Source organism: Mucilaginibacter xinganensis (assembly GCF_002257585.1).
GTDB lineage: Bacteria > Bacteroidota > Bacteroidia > Sphingobacteriales > Sphingobacteriaceae > Mucilaginibacter > Mucilaginibacter xinganensis.
Window position 1 is genome coordinate 4,584,956 of record NZ_CP022743.1, and the last position, 21,556, is coordinate 4,606,511.

The following is a 21,556-nucleotide window of genomic DNA, read 5'->3' on the forward strand; positions in this document are numbered from 1 at the left end:
GCACAATAAAAACCTTTAAACTCCTGTTTTGTTAATATTGTTGAACTAAATTAATACCATGAAGAACTTTTTTATTGTAAGATTATTCACCTTTATAACCTTAATTTTGTTGGGTGCCGCACAGGTTTTTTCAGCTAACAATAAAAATTTATCTAATCAAATTCCTCCTGCTAAACCTGCGCCTGTTCAAATTAGGCAAGCCCCCCCTTTTAAATATCATAAACCGACAAAGGAAGATACCATACTGATGCGGGATAAATCGCTTAACGGCCAATACAAGTACTTGCTAACCAAAATATACCATTACCAGGAACCGTTTGTTTCCTCGCTATATAAAAATCTGAAAGATACTATCAATGCTGACCGCCTTAAATTACAGCAAGCCGAAACAAAACTTGCCGCACAAACCAAAACAACCAGCAACCTGCAAAGCAGCGTAAGTGAAAAGGAGCAATCTCTTGCGCAGTCAAACGCCAGGGTTAACTCTGTAAATTTCCTTGGCATGTACATCAACAAATCTGCCTACAACCTGATAATGTGGGGCCTTGTAATTATCCTTGGTGCTACCGCAGCTGTGGTCATTTTCCGATCAGGCGCCCACAGCCGCGAAGCCAGGTACCGTATAAACCTCTATAACGAACTTGATGAAGAGTTTAAAAACTACAAAGCCAAGGCTAACGAAAAAGAAAAGAAACTTGCCCGCGAGCTGCAAACGGAGCGAAATAAGGTAGATGAGCTGATGGGCAGATCATAAAGTAAGCTAACATGAAAGCTTACCTGTTTGGATGGAACCCTTTGAAGTGGGAATGGCCCGGACTTGACGAAGATATCAAAAAGCTTGTTGACGGCAAGTTTGAAGAAAACTGGAGCGTAGCCAGCCATAAGACTATTCAACCCGGCGACAGGGCTTACATCGTAAGGCTTGGCTTAGCGCCCAAGGGTATTTTTGCTTCCGGTTTTATTACCTCAACACCTTACCAGGTATATCGGAATGGCAGGTTGCGTTATCGCATAAATATTACTCTTGATGTGTTACTCAACCCGGATAAGGAATCTATCCTCACAATGGATGTTTTAAAAACAGGAAACTTCGCCGCTCAAAACTGGACACCGCAGGCATCCGGCATTTCCATAAAGCCACAACTGGTTGATGAACTGGAGGCGCTTTGGCTGGAGTTTCTGGCAAATAACGGTAAGGTTGAGCTTTTTTAACATGTTATCCTGGTAAAGAAACTATGCGCGTACCATCCAGCGAGGCTAACAAGATCAGTTAATGGTTACGTTATAACTAAAAAAGGCCACTGTTTTCAGAATGGCCTTTTTATATGATCTTCCGGTACTATCACACCTTGATCTCAACTTCAACACCGCTTGGCAATTCAAGCTTCATTAAAGCATCAACAGTTTTTGAGTTTGAACTGTAGATATCCAATAAGCGCTTGTATGAGCATAATTGAAATTGCTCACGTGCTTTTTTGTTTACGTGCGGCGAACGCAATACCGTGAAAATTTTCTTTTCAGTTGGTAATGGAAGCGGTCCGCTTACTACAGCGCCCGTAGGCTTTACTGTTTTTACGATCTTCTCAGCTGATTTATCAACCAGGTTGTAATCGTACGATTTTAATTTAATTCTGATCCTTTGGCTCATTTTGTTTTTGTTTTGTAATTACTCTAAGAGCTATTTGTTAGAGCAATTGATTATTTATTGTATTTAAAAAGTTGATTGGGTTCAAAAACTAATCTCTGATCACCAATCAACCAATCACTTATTTACGCATTAGCAGCAGCTCTTTTGCCTCTTGCTTTGGCAACTACTTCTTCCTGTACGGCACGTGGCGCTTCAGCATAGTGATCAAACTCCATAGTTGAAGTAGCACGACCTGAAGTGATGGTACGTAACTGGGTTACATAACCAAACATTTCTGAAAGTGGTACAGTAGCTTTAATTACCTGTGCACCTGCACGTGAATCCATACCTAAAAGCTGGCCACGACGACGGTTCATGTCACCGATAACATCACCCATGTTTTCTTCAGGGGTTAAGATCTCAATTTTCATGATCGGCTCAAGCAATACCGGTTTACATTTTGGCAATGCCTCGCGATAAGCCATCTTTGCAGCTAACTCGAAAGATAGCGCATCTGAATCGACTGCGTGGAATGAACCATCAATTAAACGAACTTTTAAGCTGGTTAACGGATAGCCTGCCAATACACCATTTACCATTGAAGCTGCAAAGCCTTTTTCAACAGATGGGATAAACTCACGTGGTATTGAACCACCTGAAATTTCGTTCACAAATTGTAAGCCTTCTTTACCTTCATCATTCGGCGAAAGAATAACCTGGATATCGGCAAATTTACCACGACCACCAGTTTGTTTCTTATATGTTTCACGGTGTTGTGTAGTACCTGTAATTGCTTCTTTGTAAGCAACCTGCGGAGCACCCTGGTTAACTTCCACTTTAAACTCACGTTTTAAGCGGTCCATGATAATATCCAAGTGAAGCTCGCCCATACCTGAAATTACAGTTTGGCCGGTTTCTTCGTCAGAGTTTACACGGAAAGTAGGATCCTCTTCTGATAATTTACCTAAAGCCATACCTAATTTATCTACGTCAGCCTGTGTTTTAGGCTCAATAGCTAAACCGATAACCGGCTCAGGGAAGTTCATTGATTCAAGAACTATCGGATGTTTCTCATCGCAAAGGGTATCACCTGTTTTAATATCCTTAAAGCCTACTACCGCAGCAATATCACCTGCACCTACATTAGGGATAGGGTTTTGCTTGTTAGCATGCATTTGGAAAATACGGCTGATCCGTTCTTTATTACCTGAACGCATGTTATGCACATATGAACCGGCCTCAAGATTACCTGAATACACACGGATAAAGCACAAACGGCCTACGAAAGGATCGGTTGCAATTTTAAACGCTAATGCAGCAAATGGCTCTTTTTCTGATGGCTGACGAACAATTTCTTCGCCGGTATCAGGGTTTGTACCCACAATACCATCAACGTCCATTGGTGAAGGAAGTAATTCCATCACATAATCAAGCATGGTTTGTACACCTTTGTTTTTGAAAGATGAACCGCAAACCATAGGAACAATCTTAGCGTCCAAAACAGCTTTACGTAAAGCGTCAAGCACTTCACGCTCAGTAATTGTTTCAGGAGCGTCAAAGAATTTCTCCATCAGGCTCTCATCATAATCAGCTACTGATTCAAGCAATTTCTCTCTCCACTCAGTTGCTTCTTCCAGCATATCCTCCGGAATAGGCACTTCAGTAAAGGTCATACCTTTATCATGCTCATTCCAAACAATACCTTTCCAGTTAATTAAGTCAACAACACCTTTAAAGTTCTCTTCTGCACCAATTGGCAACTGAAGCGGAACAGCGTTGCTGCCTAACATGCTTTTTACTTGTTTTACAACATTTAAAAAGTCGGCACCTGAACGGTCCATTTTATTAACGAAACCTATACGGGCAACGTTGTAATTATTTGCAAGTCTCCAGTTGGTTTCTGATTGTGGCTCAACACCATCAACGGCAGAAAACAAGAACACCAAACCATCCAGTACACGTAATGAACGATTTACCTCAACGGTAAAATCCACGTGTCCCGGGGTATCAATAATGTTGATATGGTATGAGTGGCCCCTGTATTTCCAGTCGATAGTAGTAGCAGCCGAAGTGATAGTGATACCACGTTCCTGCTCCTGCGCCATCCAGTCCATTGTAGCTGCACCTTCGTGAACTTCGCCAATTTTGTGGCTAAAGCCAGAATAGTACAGGATACGCTCTGTAGTTGTAGTTTTACCGGCATCAATGTGAGCGGCAATACCTATGTTTCTTGTATATCTTAGATCTCTTGACATCTTTGTTTTTTTTGGATTTCACCAATTTGGTTTAATGATTACACCGATTATTAAAATGTAAACATAAATAATCGGTGTAATCGTATTATTAAATCGGTGTAATCTAATTTTAGAATCTAAAGTGTGAGAACGCTTTGTTAGCCTCAGCCATTTTGTGCGTATCTTCTTTTTTCTTCACTGCGGCACCTTCACCTTTAGCTGCTGAGATGATCTCACCTGCTAATTTCTCCATCATGGTTTTTTCACCACGACGACGGGCATAGCTGATCAGCCATTTCATACCCAAAGCTACTTTACGCTCAGGACGAACTTCTGTAGGAACCTGGAAGTTAGCACCACCTACACGGCGGCTTTTTACTTCAACAGCAGGCATTACATTGTTCAAAGCTTTTTTCCATGTATCCAAACCGTTTTCGCTGGTTTTCTTCTCAACAATATCAACGGCGTTATAGAATATAGCATATGCGGTAGATTTCTTACCGTCATACATCATGTTATTTACAAACCTGGTTACCAGAACATCATTGAATCTTGGATCAGGAAGAAGGATTCTTTTTTTTGGTTTTGACTTTCTCATTATTACTATCCTCCTTTAATTATTTCTTTTTACCTTTTGTTGGCGCTGCTGCTACTTGTCCCGGTTTAGGGCGTTTAGTTCCGTATTTACTACGACGCTGGTTACGGCCTGCTACACCTGATGTATCTAATGCCCCACGGATGATGTGGTAACGTACACCTGGTAAATCCTTAACACGTCCGCCGCGGATCAATACAATTGAGTGCTCCTGTAAGTTGTGACCTTCACCCGGAATATAAGCATTAACTTCTTTTCCGTTGGTAAGGCGCACACGGGCAACTTTACGCATTGCTGAGTTTGGTTTTTTAGGGGTAGTGGTATACACGCGTGTGCATACTCCTCTTCGCTGTGGACAGCTGTCCAACGCTGGCGACTTACTCTTGTCAACCAGAGCTACTCTACCTTTTCTAACTAATTGTTGAATAGTAGGCATTCTTCCTTTTTTTGTTTATTTGTTTTTAACCCGGTTTTCGGGACTGCAAAAGTACGGACTTATTTTTTGATTTTCAATAGGTTATTGAAAAAAGTTTACGGTTTAAGTTATAGAGGGTGAAAGGGTTGGGAATGTTTGGGTTGACTGCGCGTTTCCAAATAAATTATTTCTTTACTGACATTAGTTCGCCTAACTCAGGCGGCGCAACTACATTTATACCTCCGTTTGTAGTTTCATTAACCGTTATCGTGGTAAACGTTCCCTTGTAGTACCAAAAGAAATGCTTGGAAACCGGGCTCTGATGCCCAATGTATGATCTATCAGTTAATGGTTTTATGCGTTGGATAAACTTAACAAAATCAAGGGGTTTGTCCCGGCTTATTTTACAAATCACTACCAGCCCTCTATTAGGAATTACTACAACCGAGCCCCATTCGCCTACCAGTTCCGGCTTATTTGCTCCTATATTGAGTGCATAGCTTGCGGCATAATCTTCATTTCCTAAAAAATTAAATTCAACCTTCGCGCCATCAACATCAAAAACCTTTGTAATATTTTCTATTTTTTGCTTCGCGACATTTTCATGAGCCATTTGGAAAGCATCCCTTGCGGTAATACCCCATTTGTCGAACTCCTTTCTTTGGACAGGCACAAAAATATTTGGTAAATCAAGCATGAGCAATGTTTTGGTACCCGGCAGATCAACAGTGAACACCAGACTATCAACTCCGCCTTTTTGAACGAGCGCCTCATCAGGGTATATTCGCAGACTCAGTTTACTTTTATAATCGGCAATCGTTTGGGCATCTATCTTATTGGTAGCTACTATTAACAGTAAAGAGATGATAAAGGCTTTATAAAAATTATTGGAAGACATTTATTGTTGTAACTATTAAATCAAGCTCCAATATACTCAAAGTTTCATAATTAACTTTTTACTACACCCAAACACCCGATGTCTATGAAAAAAACACATTTTGGTCGTGTCTAAAAAGGGGGTAAAAACGGGCAAAACGCATTTTGGTCATGTCTCAAAACACCCTAAAAACGGGCAATATGCATTTTGATCGTGTTTAAAAAAGGCATTAAACGGGCAAAATGCATTTTGGTCATTACAGTGCTTTTAAGTTAATAAGTTATATATCAATACTATACCTAGATAAATATCAAAAAACGAGCCTAAAAATGTAAAAATCTTGTTTTATTGTGGAGACGAAAATATTGTGTCGCAATGAAAGGAAACTTCATAAGATGACGCTTATACAAAAGTACGAAAAAAAATCACTACGCTAAAACGTAATCAGCCAAATCATTCAATCTAAAAATCAATGGCCACACCAAAAAGCCCCGGATCTCTCCGGGGCTTTCCATACACACTCACTTATCCTAAAACAATCTATTTATATTAATAATCATGTCGGTAATGATGGTACCTGTGCGGATGTCCGCCATATCCACCTTCCACATAACAGCCGGATGTTACCGATACTATAGCGCTTACCAAAAGCGCAAATGCAACAAATCTCTTTTTCATAATGTTAAGCTTTAATGCCTGCACCCAACTGCGGGTGTTTGTATGTTGGACGGCTTAAAAACGAAAAGGATTAATTACGGGATGGATTATCAATTATCGTCCTTGCGAGGACATTATCATCTTCCTGCTATGGACTATGGACCATCAACTATGGATTAAACAAACTACTCCCCCTCCGGAAAATCAGCACCTTCGGTAACATCTGCCCAGGCATCAAAATCTTTCTTTAAAACTTCCAGTTTGTTGCGTGCGCCTTTTAATGCAGCTTTACCAAGCAGCAAGTGCAATGGCGGGTTTTTAGACTCAACCGCCTTAACAATGGCCTTTGCAGCGCGTTCAGGGTCGCCGGGTTGTTTACCGCTATAGCCACGGATATTATCCTTATTAGCTGCTGCAGTAGCTTTGTAATCGTCAATTATTATCTTGCTGTTATTGGCTGAGCGGCCGGCCCAGTCTGTACGGAAACCACTTGGACAGATTACGGTAACCCTGATCCCTAAAGGCGCAAGCTCTTTTGACAATGCATCTGAATAGCCATCAACAGCAAACTTGGTAGCGTTATAAAAGCCTACCGCCGGGAAACCAACCAGGCCGCCAATAGATGCTACGTTAAGGATATGCCCGCTTCGCTGTTTGCGCATTACCGGCAGCACCGCATTGGTAACATGCGCCAACCCCCAGAAATTGATCTCGAACATGCGGCGAACCTCATCTTCTTCGCTTTCTTCTATCGCGCCAAAATAACCTATTCCCGCATTGTTCACCAATACATCAATTTCGCCGAAATGCCGGATAGCCTCGGCAACAGCAGCCTTTATTTCGGCCTCTTTCGTAACGTCAAGCGTAAGGGCGATGGCATTATCCGGGTAATCTCTGATAAGATCTTCCACGTCGCTGATCTTGCGGGATGTTACTACGGCCCTGTAACCGGCCTTTAAAACTTCTTTGGCCAGTTCGCGACCAAAACCGGTGGAGCATCCGGTAATAAACCATACTTTGTTTTTCATGAAATTTATCTTTTAAAGTTGATGAACCATCCTGCCGGGTTTAATAGCCGGCAGGACGATTACAGGTAGATTTGCTACCAGCAAAATAACAGTTAACACCAGGAATGTTTGTCAGGAGAGTTTAATATTGGTAAGAATTTATCAAACAGCAGTTTTCACGTGCTTAAACATTGCGAGCCCTTGCTCAACTTGCAATTAAACCCTAAATTCGATTTTAACAATTATCCTTTTATGAAAAAATTGACGCTGTTGCTTATTCCCATAACGTTTTTATTAAGTTGCGAGCATAAAACACAGCCCGTTACCACACCTGTTTCGGGCGATGCCGCATTTCAAAAACTGGCTGATGATTATCTTTCAGGCTACCTTGACTGGCGACCCGCCAACGGAGTTGCTTTGGGATACCATCAATATGATGGTAAGGTAACAGATTTGAGTAAGGAATCAATAGGTAAAGAGCTTGGCCGCTTAAAAGACTTTGATCAAAGGCTAAGTGTTACTGATACGGCCTCGTTAAGCCCTAAACAGTTTTATGATTTCCGCATCCTCCGTTCGGCTATAAAAAACGAGATCTTTAATTTTGAGGATATGGGCACTTTTGACAAAAACCCCATGACCTACGCGCAGGCAATTGATGTAAGTATTTATGTTAAACGCAATTTTGCGCCGCTGCAAGATCGGCTTAAATCAATTATAGCGATAGAAAAAAATGCCGCCAATGTATTTACTGCTGCCAAAGGCAATCTAAAAGACTCGCTGGCGAAACCATATATTCAAACTGCCATTGAAATTGCAAACGGATCGGCCGATTTTTTAGGCGGCGATCTGAAGATCGCCTTAAAAGGGGTAAAGAACGACTCATTAATGACCGTGTTTAACGCTACAAATAACGCTGCCATTGCTGCTATAAAAAATTATGTTTCCTGGCTGCAAAAAAGCAAGCTGCCCAAGGCAACCAACAAATACGCTATTGGCGAAACCAGCTACAAAAAGATGCTGCTTTACAGCGAAGGCCTTACCCTTTCTCCTGAAAAAATATTGGCAATTGGGCTTGCCGAGTTAAAAAAAGAGCAGGATGTATTTAATGCAGCCGCTAAAACCGTCAACCCTAATAAAAAACCGATTGAGGTGTACCGCGATCTGCAAAAGGAGCACCCAACCGCCGCTAACCTGATTCCCGAAGTAAGGAAAAATGTGGAAGCTATCCGCAAATTTTTAACCGATAAAAATATAGTCTCCATGCCAGCCAAGGTTAATTTAAAAGTTGAGGAAACTCCGCAATTTGCACGGGCAACCAGCACGGCCTCAAACGATGATCCCGGTCCTTTTGAAACCAGGGCTACCGAAGCTTTTTACTATGTTACCCCTGTTGACGCAAAGTGGACCGCAAAACAAAAGGAAGACTGGCTGGGGCAATTTGATTATTACACTACAGATAACATTACCATCCACGAAGCTTACCCGGGGCATTATACTCAATACCTGCACCTTACAGCTTCTTCAGCAACCCGGATCGAAAAGGTTTTTAACAGCTATGCATTTGTTGAAGGATGGGCCCATTACTGCGAAAAAATGATGGCCGACGAGGGTTATGGCCATAATGGCGATACGGTAAGGGCTACCAAATTCAGGCTTACCCAGTCCGGAGATGCTTTATTGCGTTTGTGCCGCTTATGTGTTTCTATCAAAACCCATTGCCAGGGGATGAGTGTAGATGACGCCACTAAATTTTTTATGGATAACTGGTACCAGGGCGATAAACCATCGCGACAGGAAGCCCTGCGCGGTACCTTTGACCCGGGTTACCTGTTTTATACTATAGGCAAGTTAGAGCTGTTAAAGCTACGCGCTGACTATGAAAAACAGGAAGGCACAAACTTTTCGCTAAAAAAATTCCACGATGAAGTGCTCAATCATGGCGCCCCACAGGTAAGGTTGCTGCGCGAGGTAATGCTGAAAGACAAAAAGACCTGGGGCGATGTAATGTAATTGAGGCTTTCACATTTATGGAAGTAATTTAACCCCTGCTTTGTGAGTTACCAAATATGGGTAAAAACAAATAAGCCGGCAATTTTTCCATCGCCGGCTTATTTGTAAAATTAATTAACGCGCTCCGGGCGCCGGTGGTGGTTTCATATGCCTTGGCGGCGCACAACTTGTACTTAATACGGCAAACGCAGCGGTAAGCAATACCATTGTTATTATTTTCTTTTTCATAGCGGCAAATTTTTAATGACAACCGCTGCCAATCAATAATTGTTTCACCAGCAGCACCAACTTAACATAATGCCAATGACCCAATGACCCAATGACCCAATGACCCAATGACCCAATGACCCAATGACCCAATGACCCAATGACTAATTCCCCCCCGTAAGGCTTTGCGGTTTCCGCTTCTCCGGCGGTAAGGCAGCATATTTTTTATAGCTGTCATTAATATAAACAGCCAGCGATGCGTTGTTGTTTCCTTTTATAAAAGCATAAGTAGGGCGATACATTAGCATAAAGTCATCCAGTTCGGTCCCTTTTAGGGGCACAATACTGCCTACGTAGGTTTTTGTAAATACCGCATCAATTTTACGCTCTTCTTCTTCACGCTTAAAGTACTTTTTAAGCCGCCTGGCATTTGTTGCTTCCTTTCCGAACCAGGTGGTTGGTGAGAGTACATATAACTTGCTTTTGGTGTAAATTTCCGGGTATTCTTTATGCGGATCAAAAGCCTGCCGCCTTGAATTGATCTTTACCTCCCCTAACGCTATGGTTTTAGTGATCATCTCAACCTTTTTAGGGGCAAGGTCAACAAGGTATACAGTATCAGATACATACCCGGGGCAATCAAAAATCAGCAGGTGCCCGGTTTCTGTCTTAATTGTAAAATTACCGTCCTTATCTGTTAAACCCAGTTGCTTACTGCTATTATCTCTTATAAAAACATTCGACAACTTATTGCCGCTCCCGCTGTCATACACGGTACCTTTTAAAAGGCCCTGCGCATTAACAGACCCTGCTATCAGGCTTAAGAAAAGGACTAAAACGATTTTTATTTGCATGGCAGATGAATTACACTGTCAATATAAACCTAATTTTTATGATAAAGGTTTTTACTTAAACATTTTACACAACACTGTATCAACCTATTTTATTTAACACTCAAAATACCTTAAAAACAAAAACCCGGTTTCTGCCGGGTCTTTGTTTTCTAAATCGCTTACGCTAAAGGAGTCCTTGGAATTAATCTTTTACTCCTAACCTCTAGCCTCTGGTCTCCAATCACTAACTACTGTTTTGTCCAAACGTTGTTAGCCTCGTTAAAATCAGGCAACGCTTTGTCCGGATCATAGGTAACCGATTCAATAGCTTCGGTTGACGGATATTTAAACTTCCATGAGTTATTTCGCTCCCAGATCTCTACCGGCAATTTCACACGGTCAGTTTTCCCGCTAACGGTTTTAACTTCCAATATTACCGGCATCGCCATTTTCTCCAGGTTGTCAATAGTTATGTATGCGCCTTTTGATGGGTCGTTATCTACATATTCAACACTCCTTACGGCAACATCCAGGCGCCAGTTGTTAATAAACCAGCCTCTCCAAAACCATTGCAGGTTCTCGCCGCCTGCATTTTCCATGGTGCGGAAAAAGTCATCAGGTGTTGGGTGTTTAAAGGCCCATTTGGCAATGTAAGTTCTGAAAGCAAAATCAAAACGGTCATGACCGAGTATTACCTCACGCAGCATGGTAAGGCCGGCGCCTGGTTTTGAGTATAACAGAGTACCCGTATTTCTCTCTTTAAGGTTAGCTGGCTGGCTTAACATGGTCTCCAGCCCGGGGGCAGTAAACGCAGCGCCCGCACGGTGCATATTCATGCTGCCTTTTCCTTTGTATTCGCCGTTATTAAAATCAGCGGTCGACAGCGTATTGATAAAAGTATTAAAACCTTCATCCATCCAGCCGTACATCCGCTCGTTCGAGCCTACGATCATCGGGAACCAGGTATGGCCAAACTCGTGATCGTTAACACCCCATAAATTTCCTTTGGTGGCGCCAGCTCCGCAGAAAACAATCCCCGGGTATTCCATACCGCCCACTATACCGGCAACAGCAGTAGCTGCAGGGTAAGGGAACTCAAACCACTGCTTAGAATTGTATTCTATCGATTTCTTCACATACTCGGTTGAACGGCCCCATGCGTTAACACCATCGCTTTCAATCGGGTAGGCTGATATTGCTGTTGATTTTTTTCCGCTTGGCAGGTCCATTTTAGCCGCGTCGATAATAAATGCAGCCGATGATCCCCATGAAGCATCACGGGCATTCTTAATTTTAAAGTGCCAGGTTAATGTTTTTTTACCGGCAGGGCGTGATGCCGGGTCGGTAACTTCGCTTGCGGAACGGATAATTACTGTTTTTTCACTTTTTTCAGCTTCTGCCCAGCGTTTCAGTTGCATTGGCGTATAAACCTCCTGTGGGTTAAGCAACTCGCCCGACGCTACCACTATGTGGCTGGCGGGAGCAGTGATATTTAAATCAAAATCGCCGTATTCAAGGTAAAACTCACCGGGACCAGAATAAGGGATGGTGTTCCATCCATAAATATCGTCATAAACGCACATACGGGGATACCATTGTGCTATCTGGAAGATCTTCCCGTTTTTAGTTTCCTGGATTCCCATACGGTCGGATCCGTAATTGGGTGGTATAAATGAATATTCAATTTTCAATTTCACCTGGCCACCGTCTGAGGGCACTTCTTTAGGAAGATAAACCTGCATCCGAGTGTCAGAAACCAGGAACTTCAGGTCGGTAGTAGCTCCCTTAAGACCTACCAGCTTTATCGATTTTATTTTAAAGCCCGCATCAAAATCCTGGCCACGGCCCCAGTTACGGCTAATTGGCTTTGGAGGATTCCCCAGCAAAGGCACAATAGCAGTTCCCCTTGAATCCTGCCTGAACAGGTTTTGTTCCAGGTTCATCCATAAGTAGCCTAGTTTTTGCGGGCTGTTATTGGTATAGGTTAATACCTCTGATCCTGTAATTTCGTTGGTTTGATCGTTAAGCGAAGCGGCTAACTGATAGTCGGCACGGTTCTGCCAGTATTTTGGCCCGGGCTCACCGTCGGCCGCGCGGTACTCCGATCCATTTTTTCCGTAAAAATAGGGACCGAAAGCTTCATGGTAATCATAGTTCGAAGCTGGCGGAGCTGCCGGCGTGGTTTGCCCTGCGGGGGTTTGCTGTGCCTGGCTAACACCTGTTACAGCAATAAAAGCCAGTGCAAAACCGGCTAACAGTTTTAATTTCATTTTGAGGTCAGTTTATAATTTGCAATTATACTACAAATTGAGGAATGATACAGCAGGTAAAATGATTGTTACCATTGTGTTAGCTGATCGGGTTAATTAAGTGAGTGGCTGACTAATTTAGATTGCATTGAGGGTAAATCTTCTGAACCAAGCTAATAGCTTAATGTGTAAATTCGATTTTCCTTTTCGGACTAAACAAAAATCTATTAACCTAATCCAACTTAATCAGCCACTCACCTATTCATCCCCTCACTTAATCAACTTATCTTCATAAACTGCTTCATCAAAGCCGAAAAACAGGAAGTCGCCATCCTCAATAACAGGGCGCTTTATCATACTGGTTTTTTGCTGCAGCAACATTAAAGCATCTGTACTTGTTTTTACGCCTGCCTTCACTTCCGGGTCAAGTTGTTTCCAGGTAAGGCCCTGTTTATTCATGAATTTTTCATAGCCGGCCTTCGCATCCCATTCCCTTAATTTTTCTTCGCTTACACCAAGTTTTTTAAAATCGTGAAACTCATAGGCTACGTTATGACTTTTTAGCCAGTCGAGCGCTTTTTTTACCGTATTGCAATTGGTTATTCCGTACACTTTCATGTCGCAAAGCTATTAATTTCCGCTGGCAGGTTTGGAAGCTCCTTTGGTATCATCGTTATCAATACCACGCTGGTTCTTTTTAATATCTGCCTTAAGCTTTCCAAAGCGGTAGTTAAAGCCAATATTGAATGATCTGTAAGGATTTACAGATGCGCTGGTTTGGTAGAACGCAGGGTCGCGGGTATAGCTGTTATAAGTTCGGTATTTACTGTACGGATTGTTCACATTAAAGAAAACAGAACCTTTTTTACTCAGGATGTCTTTAGATGTACTGATTGAAGTGAACACATTTGAGCTGGATTTTCCCTGAAGTAAAACATTTGCGCTATAAAATCCTCCATTAACACCGGCACGCCAGGTATCGGTTATCCTGTAACCGGCGTATGCAAATGTATAACCCTGGATACCTTTATTGCTAAGTTGTTGGCCATTATAAAAGCCGTTTATCCAAACATTTGAAATCCGGCTATTGATATTAATATTGAACTTTTTAGTAATAGGATAGTTAAAACTTGCACTTAAGCCCAGGTTTTTGTTGCTTCCTAAATTTTCATTAGTGGTGTAAGTAACGGTATCAACCAGCCTGGTTACACTCTGAATAGAATTGTTTGAATAGGAATAAGACAACCCGAAGTTTATTGATCCTTTTGAGAATTTGCTGTAATTAAGCTCGAAGCTGTGATTAACAACGGGTTTCAGATCGGGATTACCTGTTCTGATAAATCTTGGATTTGTTTTATCCACAAAAGGGTTCAGTTCATAAATATCAGGACGCTGAATGCGGTTGGTGAAACCAAAGTTTAAGCTTGTTCCGTTTTTAAGCTTTCGTTGTACAGATATTGAGGGGACAATATTACTGTAATTGCGGCTAACATCAGTTGCCTGCGACACAAAATGAGCGCTTATATCAGTACCTTCAGCCCTCAGCCCGGCTTTAACTCCCCAATTATTTAAGTTGTACTGGTAAGTGTTATACAAGCTGTAAACATTCTGATTGTAGTTAAAATTATTGGCGCTGTTTGGATCGGGCACGTAGCTTTTTATAGAATCTATATAGTCAGTGGTTCCAAAATCGCTTGAGCTTTTTCTCAGGATTGCCTTTAAACCACCTTCAATAGTAATATGCTTTAATGGATGCACATAGTCTGCCTGGATGGTTTGCTCTTTAGTACCTGCATTATTATTTTGCAAATAGCTGGGCAGCCCATAATTAAACCTGTCGGTAATGGTATTCATATTTTCGCTGCTGTTTGGCTGATTTGAAAACTTATAACTAAAGGTCAATAGCCTATCCTTACTATTTTTAAAGCCTTTTTGGTAGTTAAAGCCGAAGTCGCCCCCTTTATAAGTTGAGGCGCTGCTGTTTTGAATCCTGTAGCTTTGAATCAGCGCATTGGCGGCATCAAACTCATTCGAGAACTGGTTACTTTCATTACTGCTATGCCCGTTATTGTAATCAAATGAACCTGTTATAAGATTTAACGTATCAATCTCATAGCTGATTTCGGTACTGGTATAAATATATCGGCCCTGGCTGGTGCTCGCAGATGATTGTGTTAAAAAGGTAGGATCTGTACCGAACGTTTGCAAAGTTGAGTTGGATGAACTGTGGCGCTTTATTTGTTTGCCATAACCCGTGTAGTTAAAAATCCCAAGTTTACCTTGTTTTACCGTGAGTGAAAGACCTCCTCCCGGTCCGTAAAGACTATTATCGCGTAAGTTAATGCTGCCGTTGTAACCCTGGTCTATTTTTTTATTCGTGATGATATTAATAATCCCCGCTAACCCCTCGGCATCATACTTCGCAGGGGGCGTTGTAATGATCTCAATTTTCTGGATGCTGCTGGCAGGCATTGACTTAAACACATCCGACGGATTATGCGCTACCAACGATGATGGCTTACCATTGATCAGTATTTTGTAGTTACTTCCTCCTTTTAGTTGGATATTATCACTGGCGTCAACCGTTACCAGCGGCACTTTACGCAGCATATCCAAAACATTCTGGGTTTTAGTTTCAGGGTCAGCCTGTACATCATAGCTAATGCGGTCAATCTCCTGCTTTACTACAGGCTTTAAAGCCGTTATGGAAACCTCCTTTAGCTGGTTTTTCCCGGATGCCATTACAATATTACCTAAATTAACGGTGGCAGTATTACCGGTTATTTTTATAACTTTTGTGGCATAACCAACTGAAGCCAATGATAATTGGTAGTTTTTGCCGGTTATCGCTTTCAATTCAAAGGTGCCGTCGTCTTTGGTAAGCCCTCCCCTTACCGATTGTTTGGTAACTGCATCCTGTAAAGCTACAGTAACATAACCAATGGGCTTATTGGTAACAGAATCGATAGCTGTTCCTTTAACAGTTAATGCCGGTGGTGCGGGTTGGGCCAATACTGCGGCCGACAGGTAACAGCACAGGGCCATCAGTAAAAGTCGTTTCATTTAGGATTTTGGGAATATTTCCGCGAAGATATTCACCTGCTTTTCATAAAAAAAATGATTTAAGCCAAAATAACTATCATTTTAGTTACGTAACGCTAATGTTACTTTAAAGCGATAAAAACAGGAGAATTAACCGAAGCCAGGGCAGAAACTATTATCTATTATAACGCGTCATAGTTAGCTCCGTGCCTATGGCTGCGAAGCTTTTTATCATTTCTATCGAGCGGTCTATCAAAGCAGGCAGTTCCGGTAGTTCGTCTTTGTCAAAACCATCCAGCACATAGTCAACCTGCCTGCCTTTGGGGAAATTGTCGCTCACGCCAAAACGCAAACGGGCGTAATTATTGTGTCCAAGCGTTGCCTCAATATGTTTTAATCCATTATGACCGGCGGCACTGCCTTTGGGCTTTAAGCGCAATGTGCCGAACGGAAGCGCAATATCATCCACGATTACCAATACGTTTTCAATGGGAATCTTAAGCTCCCTCATCCAATGAGCAACGGCTTTGCCGCTCAGGTTCATATAAGTGGTTGGCTTAACCAGGTAAAGGGTGCGGGCTTTGTGGGTTATTTCGGTATAATAGGCCAGCCGCATATTGTAAAATTTGGCGTTCTCTTGTTTTGCCAGTTCGTCCAATATCATAAAACCTATATTATGCCGGGTATCAGCATATTCCGGCCCTATGTTTCCTAAACCTACTATTAAATATTTCATACCCCTGACCCCAAAAGGGTCGATTTTGATTTGCGTGGCCGAGCCACAAATAATTTATAACAACCGCTAAGATATTACTTTTAAAAAAAACAGCGATAAGTTTCCCTTATCGCTGTTAATTACCATTCCGTGGTTCCCAAAAGAGGGCGGCGCGGTACCTCTTGTTCCCCTTTAGGGGTTAGTGGCTTTATTTTTTGCCTGAAGCAGCTTCCTGCTCAGCCTGGCGTAATGCACGTGAAGTAGTTACTGATACGATAGTATCTTCTTTCGCGTTCATGATAGCTAACTTTTCCAATTTAATATCATTAACCTTAACAGATTTACCAACCTCTAAAGTTTCAATGCTTACTTCAATAGCATCCAAATGATCTTTAGGTAAACCTTTGATACGTAATTTCCTTAATTTTTGTACCAGTTTACCACCTACTTTAACACCTGGAGAAGTTCCTGTTAATTTAACCGGGATCTCAATAGTGATAGGTTTTTTCTCGTCTAAAAGTAAAAAATCTACGTGAATGATCTGTTCAGTTAACGGGTGAAACTGAAGATCTTTAATGATAGCCTGTGATTTTGTACCGGCAATATCTAAGTCGATGAAATGAACAACCGGCGTGTAAACTACGGCTCTCAAATCACTTGCGGACACTGAAAAGTGGGTTTGGGTAGCCCCACCGTAAAGTACTGCAGGCACCAGGCTCTGGTAACGCAGTTCTTTAGCGTCTCTTTTCCCTACGTTCTCTCTTGGAGAACCGCTAATAGCAATTGATTTCATTTTTTTGTTATTTATTTATGTTAAAAGTCCATGGTCCAATACCATGGTTTATTATTATTCAATTTCAATTCATTTATGGCCTGTTGACCATAAACTATGGACTTCTCAATCCACTTTAAACAGCTGGCTTATTGAGCCGTGTTCATTTACATTCATTATTGCACTTGCAAATAAATTCGCAGTGGTTAAAACCTTTATTTTGTCGCTGTGGTGTTTCAGCGGTATGGTATCGGTAACAATTAATTCTGTTAAAACCGAATTCTCTATAGTTTCATACGCCTTACCCGACAATAAGGGATGCGTACAAACTGCGCGTACACTGCGTGCACCACGCTCCATAATCAACCCTGCTGCTTTTGCCAGTGTTCCGGCGGTATCGCAAATGTCATCAATCAGCACAATATCCTGGTCGGTAACGTCACCTATAAGCGTCATCGACTCAATTTCGTTGGCGCGCTTACGACGTTTATCGCAGATTACCACTTCGGCGTTAAAGAACTTTGCAAACGTACGCGCCCTGTATGAGCCGCCCATATCTGGCGATGCAATGGTTAAATTACCCAGGCCAAGGCTTTTTATATAGGGCACAAAAATAATGGAAGCGTCAAGGTGATCAACCGGGATATCAAAAAAACCCTGGATCTGTGCTGCGTGCAGGTCCATCGTCATAATGCGGTTAATACCGGCAGCCACTAATAAATTGGCAACCAGTTTTGCACCAATGGCAACCCTCGGCTTATCTTTCCTGTCCTGCCTGGCTAAACCGAAATAAGGAATAACCGCGGTTACATAATGAGCAGATGCACGGCGGGCGGCATCAATCATCATCAGTAATTCCATCAGGTTATCCGTAGGTGGGTTGGTGCTCTGGATCAAAAAAACATCACAACCACGAACCGATTCATTAAAATGGGGTTGAAACTCGCCATCACTAAAACGCGAAATATCAACCTCGCCTAAATCGCGGCCATAACATTCTGCAACATTTGCCGCCAGTGATTGTGTGGCAGAACCAGCAAATAATTTAACCGGGTTAAATTGTAAAGGCATTTTTTGAGTTTGGATGTCGGATCTTCGGTTTCGGAAGTTGAATCCAAATGAATTTCCTGATTACCAGCTATTATAAAAAACAATTCGGATTTCGATAGTTCTCCCGGAATAAATCCGAAATTGAACATTCGAAATCCGAAATATCAACTGTTGCCCGACCAGGATTCGAACCTAGACAAACGGTACCAAAAACCGTCGTACTACCATTATACTATCAGGCAATCTCCTTAGGTTTGTTATCCATTCCAAAAAGGAATGCAAATATAGGAGGTTTTTTTTGTTCTCAAAAAGCTTTTTGAAAAAAGTTTGAATTAATAACAAAAGAACCCGGACGGAAAGAATTAAGCGCCAGGTTATAAGCACGTTAAAATAGACCAATTTCGTTATGCTCCAGCACGTTTCCTCATTCCTGACCACTCCTAACCCTATTACGGATTCACTTATTAAATATTTATCTCCATCTGGTAAAAAACGCCGGGGTTGTTTTTTATCACCAGGGTTGAGTTCAACTGGCGTGCCATCAAGTTAACCAGTCTTAAACCAAACGACGGCGCCTTATTCTTATTCTCCTCTTTTAAACCCACACCGTTATCACCAAGGGTTAACAATAGTTTTGATTTTTCAACCAGCTTTAGTGCAAGGTGAATTTCGCCCCCGCTATCATTAAAAGCATACTTAAATGCATTGGTAGCCAATTCATTCGCTATCAACCCAATAGCCACTGCTTTATCGGCTTCAAGCATAATATTACCTACCTCTATCCTCAAATTCACTTCATTTTGTTTATACCCTGCAAATGAATCTTTAATATGATTTAACAACTTGGTTAAATAATCGTTCATTTCAATTTTGGTGGTGGTGTTGTCAAGGTATAATTTATTATGAATCAAATTCATAGAGGTTAGCCTGGCCTCGTTTTCACGAAGGGCTATTTTCGTATTTTCATCGCTCAGGTTCTCTATTTGCATAGTGAAAAGACCTGAAAGGATCTGCAGGTTATTTTTAACACGATGATGCAGGTCCCGCATCAGCAGTTGGATGCGCATATTAGCCTTATTCTTCATTCTGAAGTTATTATAGGCTATCACAAATAATACGAGCAGTAAAACCGAGGCTACAATAAGTATCGTGATCGACAAACTTTGCTGCTTCACAATTTTTTGACCCAGACTGTTTTGCACCTGGAGAACAGCGATATCTTTTTCTTTTTTTGCCGTTTGATATTTGATCTCCAGTTCGTCAACCGTGCGGTTTTTAGCCACAGAAAAAAGACTATCCTTTAGGTCGCCCCTTTTGTTAAGATAAAGCAGCGCATTTTTATAGTCGCCCGCATGGTTGTATAAATTATACTTTATACCATAAGCCTCCATTAATAATTCAGGAAGCTTTAATTGTTGCGCCGTAGTAATGGTGATATTAATGGCCTTTAGTGCCGGCCCATATCTCTTTTGCTGGGTATAAATCTCAGCGAGGTCGGCATTACCGCGGGCCAGCTCCTCTGTCATCCCATAGTTTTCAGCTATATGTAGTGACCTTAAAACATACTTTTCAGCCCTAGGTAAATCACCTTTTGCTTTCCATGAGGAACCAAGATTTTGTAAAGTCAGCACTATCGAACTTGAATCGCTTCCGGCCTTATACATTCCAAGCGACTTATTGAGGTAATATATCGCTGAATCTGTTTTCTTATACTGCTTAAATGTAAACCCGATATTATTTAATGATTGTGCAACTGCAAGTCTTTCATTTAATGTTTGCCGTATAGCTAAAGCTTTCCTATTATATTCCAGCGCCTTTGGATAATTATTTAACTCAACGAAGCATAAAGCTACGGAATTGAAAGTTGAGGATAAATATTCTTTGTCTTTTAGATTTCCAAATATTTCTGAAGCCAGCATAAAATATCTTATAGATTCAGGATATAATGAAAGCTTACTCTCGCAAACGCCGATATTTAAATAAGACGTTGCTAAATCAGACAGTTTATTTGTTTTTTTATAAAAAAGAGCCGCCTTTTTGTACTGTTCAATAGCATGTTTAAATTCCCCAACTCCATAATCCGCATTACCTAAATAAATCCATGAGTCACCCTGGTAGGTGTTTATATTATATTTTTCAGCAGCTAATAAAGCGTTTTCAGCGAAAATTTTCGTGGTATCGTAAAATCTCAAATCTGCATAAAATTCGGCAGCAAGGTTTAGACTTTTGATGATGCCTATTCTATTGTTAGTATGCTTTGCCTCGCTCAAGGCTTGTTTAACCAATTTCAAACCTATTAATGGATCATTAGAAGAATTAGCTTTTTTTAGCAAAGAATCGGTTGATTGTTTATTTTGGATAAAAAAAGGATAGACATTATCTAACAGAACAAAAAAGCTTACAAATAAAAACAAACCTTTTTTTAATAATGTCATTTATTTTGTTGGATAAGGGATAATAAATACAAACTTAAGGATCAAATTGCAAGTTCGAAATTTACTGATCTAAAATTAACAAAAAAGGGGCGCAAAATATGCCGCCCCTAAATATTAATTATTAAGGCTTATGTGGGCTTTGTGGCCCCTGGCCCCCACCAGATAATGCAGTAGAATCAATTGTGGCACGCTTAATTGTTTGATGACTTTTCGGCATTACATTTGAATCTTTTTTGCAGCTGCTAAGCGCTACTGTTGCTGAAATAACCATTATTGCAGCAATGCTTAATTGTTTGATTTTCATTTCCCTTGTTTTAAATAGTTTAAAATTAAGGGCATGACTTTTCCAGGGCCGGGGCAATGCCCATAACCCGCTTTCCCGAAAAAGACTTTTACAATTTTGGATCCTATATCAGCATAAAAACCCCGATATCTGTTTTTGAAATACTTTACGGCGGCACAATAAATTATAGGAGATGTAGCGGCACGTATGTATATTCGGATTCATACGTGATAAGGTTTAGGTATTGCTTCTTTAATATCTTTAGTTTAAACGGTTATTTCCTGCCCGGTTAAACTATCTATATCATTTTACTATTTGTCTGATTTTACATTTACTGGTTGAACATTTTCCGTTTCCGGACCTGGCCTTTATATGTTTCAGGCTAATTTTATAGCCTGATAAATCAAACGATTGAAATTAACTCAATTCCTTCATAAACCCTGTAACGAGTTTATGAACTGGCTATTTTACCTTGTGAACACCCCGTTTTTGGGCACGAACAAAAAAGCCCGAACAGGAATTAACAAATGACGTTAATAAGTATATCA

At 41.2% G+C, this 21,556-nt stretch carries 19 protein-coding genes and 1 tRNA gene; 3 read left to right on the top strand and 17 right to left on the bottom strand.

Annotated elements, in window-relative coordinates; translation table 11 throughout:
• Nucleotides 1-58 precede the first annotated feature (58 nt).
• Both MuYL_RS20115 and MuYL_RS20120 read left to right on the top strand, forming a co-directional pair.
• Nucleotides 59-754: a hypothetical protein gene (locus MuYL_RS20115; RefSeq protein WP_094572263.1), complete on the top strand. Its 696-nt coding sequence runs from the start codon at nucleotides 59-61 to the stop codon at nucleotides 752-754.
• 11 nt (nucleotides 755-765) lie between these two features.
• Nucleotides 766-1,212 carry a hypothetical protein gene (locus MuYL_RS20120; protein WP_094572264.1) on the top strand — a complete coding sequence of 149 codons (447 nt, stop codon included), beginning with the start codon at nucleotides 766-768 and terminating at the stop codon, nucleotides 1,210-1,212.
• A 130-nt stretch (nucleotides 1,213-1,342) separates the two neighbouring features.
• Here MuYL_RS20120 and rpsJ read toward each other — a convergent pair whose 3' ends face one another.
• The 7 genes from rpsJ to MuYL_RS20150 all read right to left on the bottom strand — a co-directional run bounded on the left by rpsJ (nucleotide 1,343) and on the right by MuYL_RS20150 (nucleotide 7,433).
• Nucleotides 1,343-1,648: a 30S ribosomal protein S10 gene (gene rpsJ, locus MuYL_RS20125; RefSeq protein ID WP_022830652.1), complete on the bottom strand. Its 306-nt coding sequence runs from the start codon at nucleotides 1,646-1,648 to the stop codon at nucleotides 1,343-1,345.
• 122 nt (nucleotides 1,649-1,770) lie between these two features.
• Nucleotides 1,771-3,882, bottom strand: coding sequence for an elongation factor G (fusA, locus tag MuYL_RS20130; protein ID WP_094572265.1), 2,112 nt, complete (start codon nucleotides 3,880-3,882; stop codon nucleotides 1,771-1,773).
• Nucleotides 3,883-3,991: 109 nt separating this feature from the next.
• Entirely contained in the window at nucleotides 3,992-4,459 is a 468-nt protein-coding gene (gene rpsG / locus MuYL_RS20135) for a 30S ribosomal protein S7 (RefSeq protein WP_094572266.1), read from the bottom strand.
• A 19-nt stretch (nucleotides 4,460-4,478) separates the two neighbouring features.
• Nucleotides 4,479-4,892: a 30S ribosomal protein S12 gene (gene rpsL, locus MuYL_RS20140; protein ID WP_073405808.1), complete on the bottom strand. Its 414-nt coding sequence runs from the start codon at nucleotides 4,890-4,892 to the stop codon at nucleotides 4,479-4,481.
• 163 nt (nucleotides 4,893-5,055) lie between these two features.
• Nucleotides 5,056-5,769 carry a hypothetical protein gene (locus MuYL_RS20145; protein WP_094572267.1) on the bottom strand — a complete coding sequence of 238 codons (714 nt, stop codon included), beginning with the start codon at nucleotides 5,767-5,769 and terminating at the stop codon, nucleotides 5,056-5,058.
• 528 nt (nucleotides 5,770-6,297) lie between these two features.
• A complete protein-coding gene (locus tag MuYL_RS23780; protein WP_262493648.1) occupies nucleotides 6,298-6,426 on the bottom strand; it encodes a hypothetical protein in 129 nt (42 codons plus the stop codon).
• 164 nt (nucleotides 6,427-6,590) lie between these two features.
• On the bottom strand, nucleotides 6,591-7,433 hold the full coding sequence (locus MuYL_RS20150; protein WP_094572268.1) for an oxidoreductase: 843 nt from the start codon (nucleotides 7,431-7,433) through the stop codon (nucleotides 6,591-6,593).
• Nucleotides 7,434-7,664: 231 nt separating this feature from the next.
• Here MuYL_RS20150 and MuYL_RS20155 point away from each other — a divergent pair, with 231 nt between their 5' ends.
• Nucleotides 7,665-9,422, top strand: coding sequence for a DUF885 domain-containing protein (locus MuYL_RS20155; protein ID WP_157740997.1), 1,758 nt, complete (start codon nucleotides 7,665-7,667; stop codon nucleotides 9,420-9,422).
• Between the two features lie 371 nt (nucleotides 9,423-9,793).
• On the opposite strand, the gene MuYL_RS20165 is transcribed toward MuYL_RS20155, so the two are convergent.
• The 10 genes from MuYL_RS20165 to MuYL_RS20210 all read right to left on the bottom strand — a co-directional run bounded on the left by MuYL_RS20165 (nucleotide 9,794) and on the right by MuYL_RS20210 (nucleotide 21,029).
• Nucleotides 9,794-10,483, bottom strand: a complete 690-nt coding sequence (locus MuYL_RS20165; protein WP_094572271.1) for a peptidase associated/transthyretin-like domain-containing protein — start codon at nucleotides 10,481-10,483, stop codon at nucleotides 9,794-9,796.
• A gap of 227 nt (nucleotides 10,484-10,710) precedes the next feature.
• Nucleotides 10,711-12,732 carry a M1 family metallopeptidase gene (locus MuYL_RS20170; protein ID WP_094572272.1) on the bottom strand — a complete coding sequence of 674 codons (2,022 nt, stop codon included), beginning with the start codon at nucleotides 12,730-12,732 and terminating at the stop codon, nucleotides 10,711-10,713.
• A gap of 249 nt (nucleotides 12,733-12,981) precedes the next feature.
• Entirely contained in the window at nucleotides 12,982-13,329 is a 348-nt protein-coding gene (locus tag MuYL_RS20175; RefSeq protein WP_094572273.1) for a Spx/MgsR family RNA polymerase-binding regulatory protein, read from the bottom strand.
• Between the two features lie 12 nt (nucleotides 13,330-13,341).
• Nucleotides 13,342-15,774, bottom strand: a complete 2,433-nt coding sequence (locus tag MuYL_RS20180) for an outer membrane beta-barrel family protein (RefSeq protein WP_094572274.1) — start codon at nucleotides 15,772-15,774, stop codon at nucleotides 13,342-13,344.
• Between the two features lie 154 nt (nucleotides 15,775-15,928).
• Nucleotides 15,929-16,489, bottom strand: coding sequence for an aminoacyl-tRNA hydrolase (pth, locus tag MuYL_RS20185; protein WP_094572275.1), 561 nt, complete (start codon nucleotides 16,487-16,489; stop codon nucleotides 15,929-15,931).
• 187 nt (nucleotides 16,490-16,676) lie between these two features.
• Nucleotides 16,677-17,261: a 50S ribosomal protein L25/general stress protein Ctc gene (locus tag MuYL_RS20190; protein ID WP_094572276.1), complete on the bottom strand. Its 585-nt coding sequence runs from the start codon at nucleotides 17,259-17,261 to the stop codon at nucleotides 16,677-16,679.
• Nucleotides 17,262-17,366: 105 nt separating this feature from the next.
• A complete protein-coding gene (locus MuYL_RS20195) occupies nucleotides 17,367-18,311 on the bottom strand; it encodes a ribose-phosphate pyrophosphokinase (RefSeq protein ID WP_094572277.1) in 945 nt (314 codons plus the stop codon).
• 150 nt (nucleotides 18,312-18,461) lie between these two features.
• Nucleotides 18,462-18,532, bottom strand: a tRNA-Gln gene (locus MuYL_RS20200).
• Between the two features lie 222 nt (nucleotides 18,533-18,754).
• Nucleotides 18,755-20,725 carry a tetratricopeptide repeat-containing sensor histidine kinase gene (locus MuYL_RS20205; RefSeq protein WP_094572278.1) on the bottom strand — a complete coding sequence of 657 codons (1,971 nt, stop codon included), beginning with the start codon at nucleotides 20,723-20,725 and terminating at the stop codon, nucleotides 18,755-18,757.
• Nucleotides 20,726-20,846: 121 nt separating this feature from the next.
• Nucleotides 20,847-21,029, bottom strand: a complete 183-nt coding sequence (locus MuYL_RS20210; RefSeq protein WP_094572279.1) for a hypothetical protein — start codon at nucleotides 21,027-21,029, stop codon at nucleotides 20,847-20,849.
• Nucleotides 21,030-21,556 lie beyond the last annotated feature (527 nt).

What these genes read in the sequence shown, in the direction of transcription:
- MuYL_RS20195 (WP_094572277.1), bottom strand. Translation starts at nt 18,311, where the DNA reads ATGCCTTTACAATTTAACCCGGTTAAATTATTTGCTGGTTCTGCCACA.
- MuYL_RS20205 (WP_094572278.1), bottom strand. Translation starts at nt 20,725, where the DNA reads ATGACATTATTAAAAAAAGGTTTGTTTTTATTTGTAAGCTTTTTTGTT.
- MuYL_RS20145 (WP_094572267.1), bottom strand. Translation starts at nt 5,769, where the DNA reads ATGTCTTCCAATAATTTTTATAAAGCCTTTATCATCTCTTTACTGTTA.
- MuYL_RS20115 (WP_094572263.1), top strand. Translation starts at nt 59, where the DNA reads ATGAAGAACTTTTTTATTGTAAGATTATTCACCTTTATAACCTTAATT.
- MuYL_RS20175 (WP_094572273.1), bottom strand. Translation starts at nt 13,329, where the DNA reads ATGAAAGTGTACGGAATAACCAATTGCAATACGGTAAAAAAAGCGCTC.
- MuYL_RS20170 (WP_094572272.1), bottom strand. Translation starts at nt 12,732, where the DNA reads ATGAAATTAAAACTGTTAGCCGGTTTTGCACTGGCTTTTATTGCTGTA.
- MuYL_RS20155 (WP_157740997.1), top strand. Translation starts at nt 7,665, where the DNA reads ATGAAAAAATTGACGCTGTTGCTTATTCCCATAACGTTTTTATTAAGT.
- MuYL_RS23780 (WP_262493648.1), bottom strand. Translation starts at nt 6,426, where the DNA reads ATGAAAAAGAGATTTGTTGCATTTGCGCTTTTGGTAAGCGCTATAGTA.
- fusA (WP_094572265.1), bottom strand. Translation starts at nt 3,882, where the DNA reads ATGTCAAGAGATCTAAGATATACAAGAAACATAGGTATTGCCGCTCAC.
- MuYL_RS20120 (WP_094572264.1), top strand. Translation starts at nt 766, where the DNA reads ATGAAAGCTTACCTGTTTGGATGGAACCCTTTGAAGTGGGAATGGCCC.
- MuYL_RS20180 (WP_094572274.1), bottom strand. Translation starts at nt 15,774, where the DNA reads ATGAAACGACTTTTACTGATGGCCCTGTGCTGTTACCTGTCGGCCGCA.
- rpsJ (WP_022830652.1), bottom strand. Translation starts at nt 1,648, where the DNA reads ATGAGCCAAAGGATCAGAATTAAATTAAAATCGTACGATTACAACCTG.
- MuYL_RS20210 (WP_094572279.1), bottom strand. Translation starts at nt 21,029, where the DNA reads ATGAAAATCAAACAATTAAGCATTGCTGCAATAATGGTTATTTCAGCA.
- rpsG (WP_094572266.1), bottom strand. Translation starts at nt 4,459, where the DNA reads ATGAGAAAGTCAAAACCAAAAAAAAGAATCCTTCTTCCTGATCCAAGA.
- pth (WP_094572275.1), bottom strand. Translation starts at nt 16,489, where the DNA reads ATGAAATATTTAATAGTAGGTTTAGGAAACATAGGGCCGGAATATGCT.
- MuYL_RS20150 (WP_094572268.1), bottom strand. Translation starts at nt 7,433, where the DNA reads ATGAAAAACAAAGTATGGTTTATTACCGGATGCTCCACCGGTTTTGGT.
- rpsL (WP_073405808.1), bottom strand. Translation starts at nt 4,892, where the DNA reads ATGCCTACTATTCAACAATTAGTTAGAAAAGGTAGAGTAGCTCTGGTT.
- MuYL_RS20165 (WP_094572271.1), bottom strand. Translation starts at nt 10,483, where the DNA reads ATGCAAATAAAAATCGTTTTAGTCCTTTTCTTAAGCCTGATAGCAGGG.
- MuYL_RS20190 (WP_094572276.1), bottom strand. Translation starts at nt 17,261, where the DNA reads ATGAAATCAATTGCTATTAGCGGTTCTCCAAGAGAGAACGTAGGGAAA.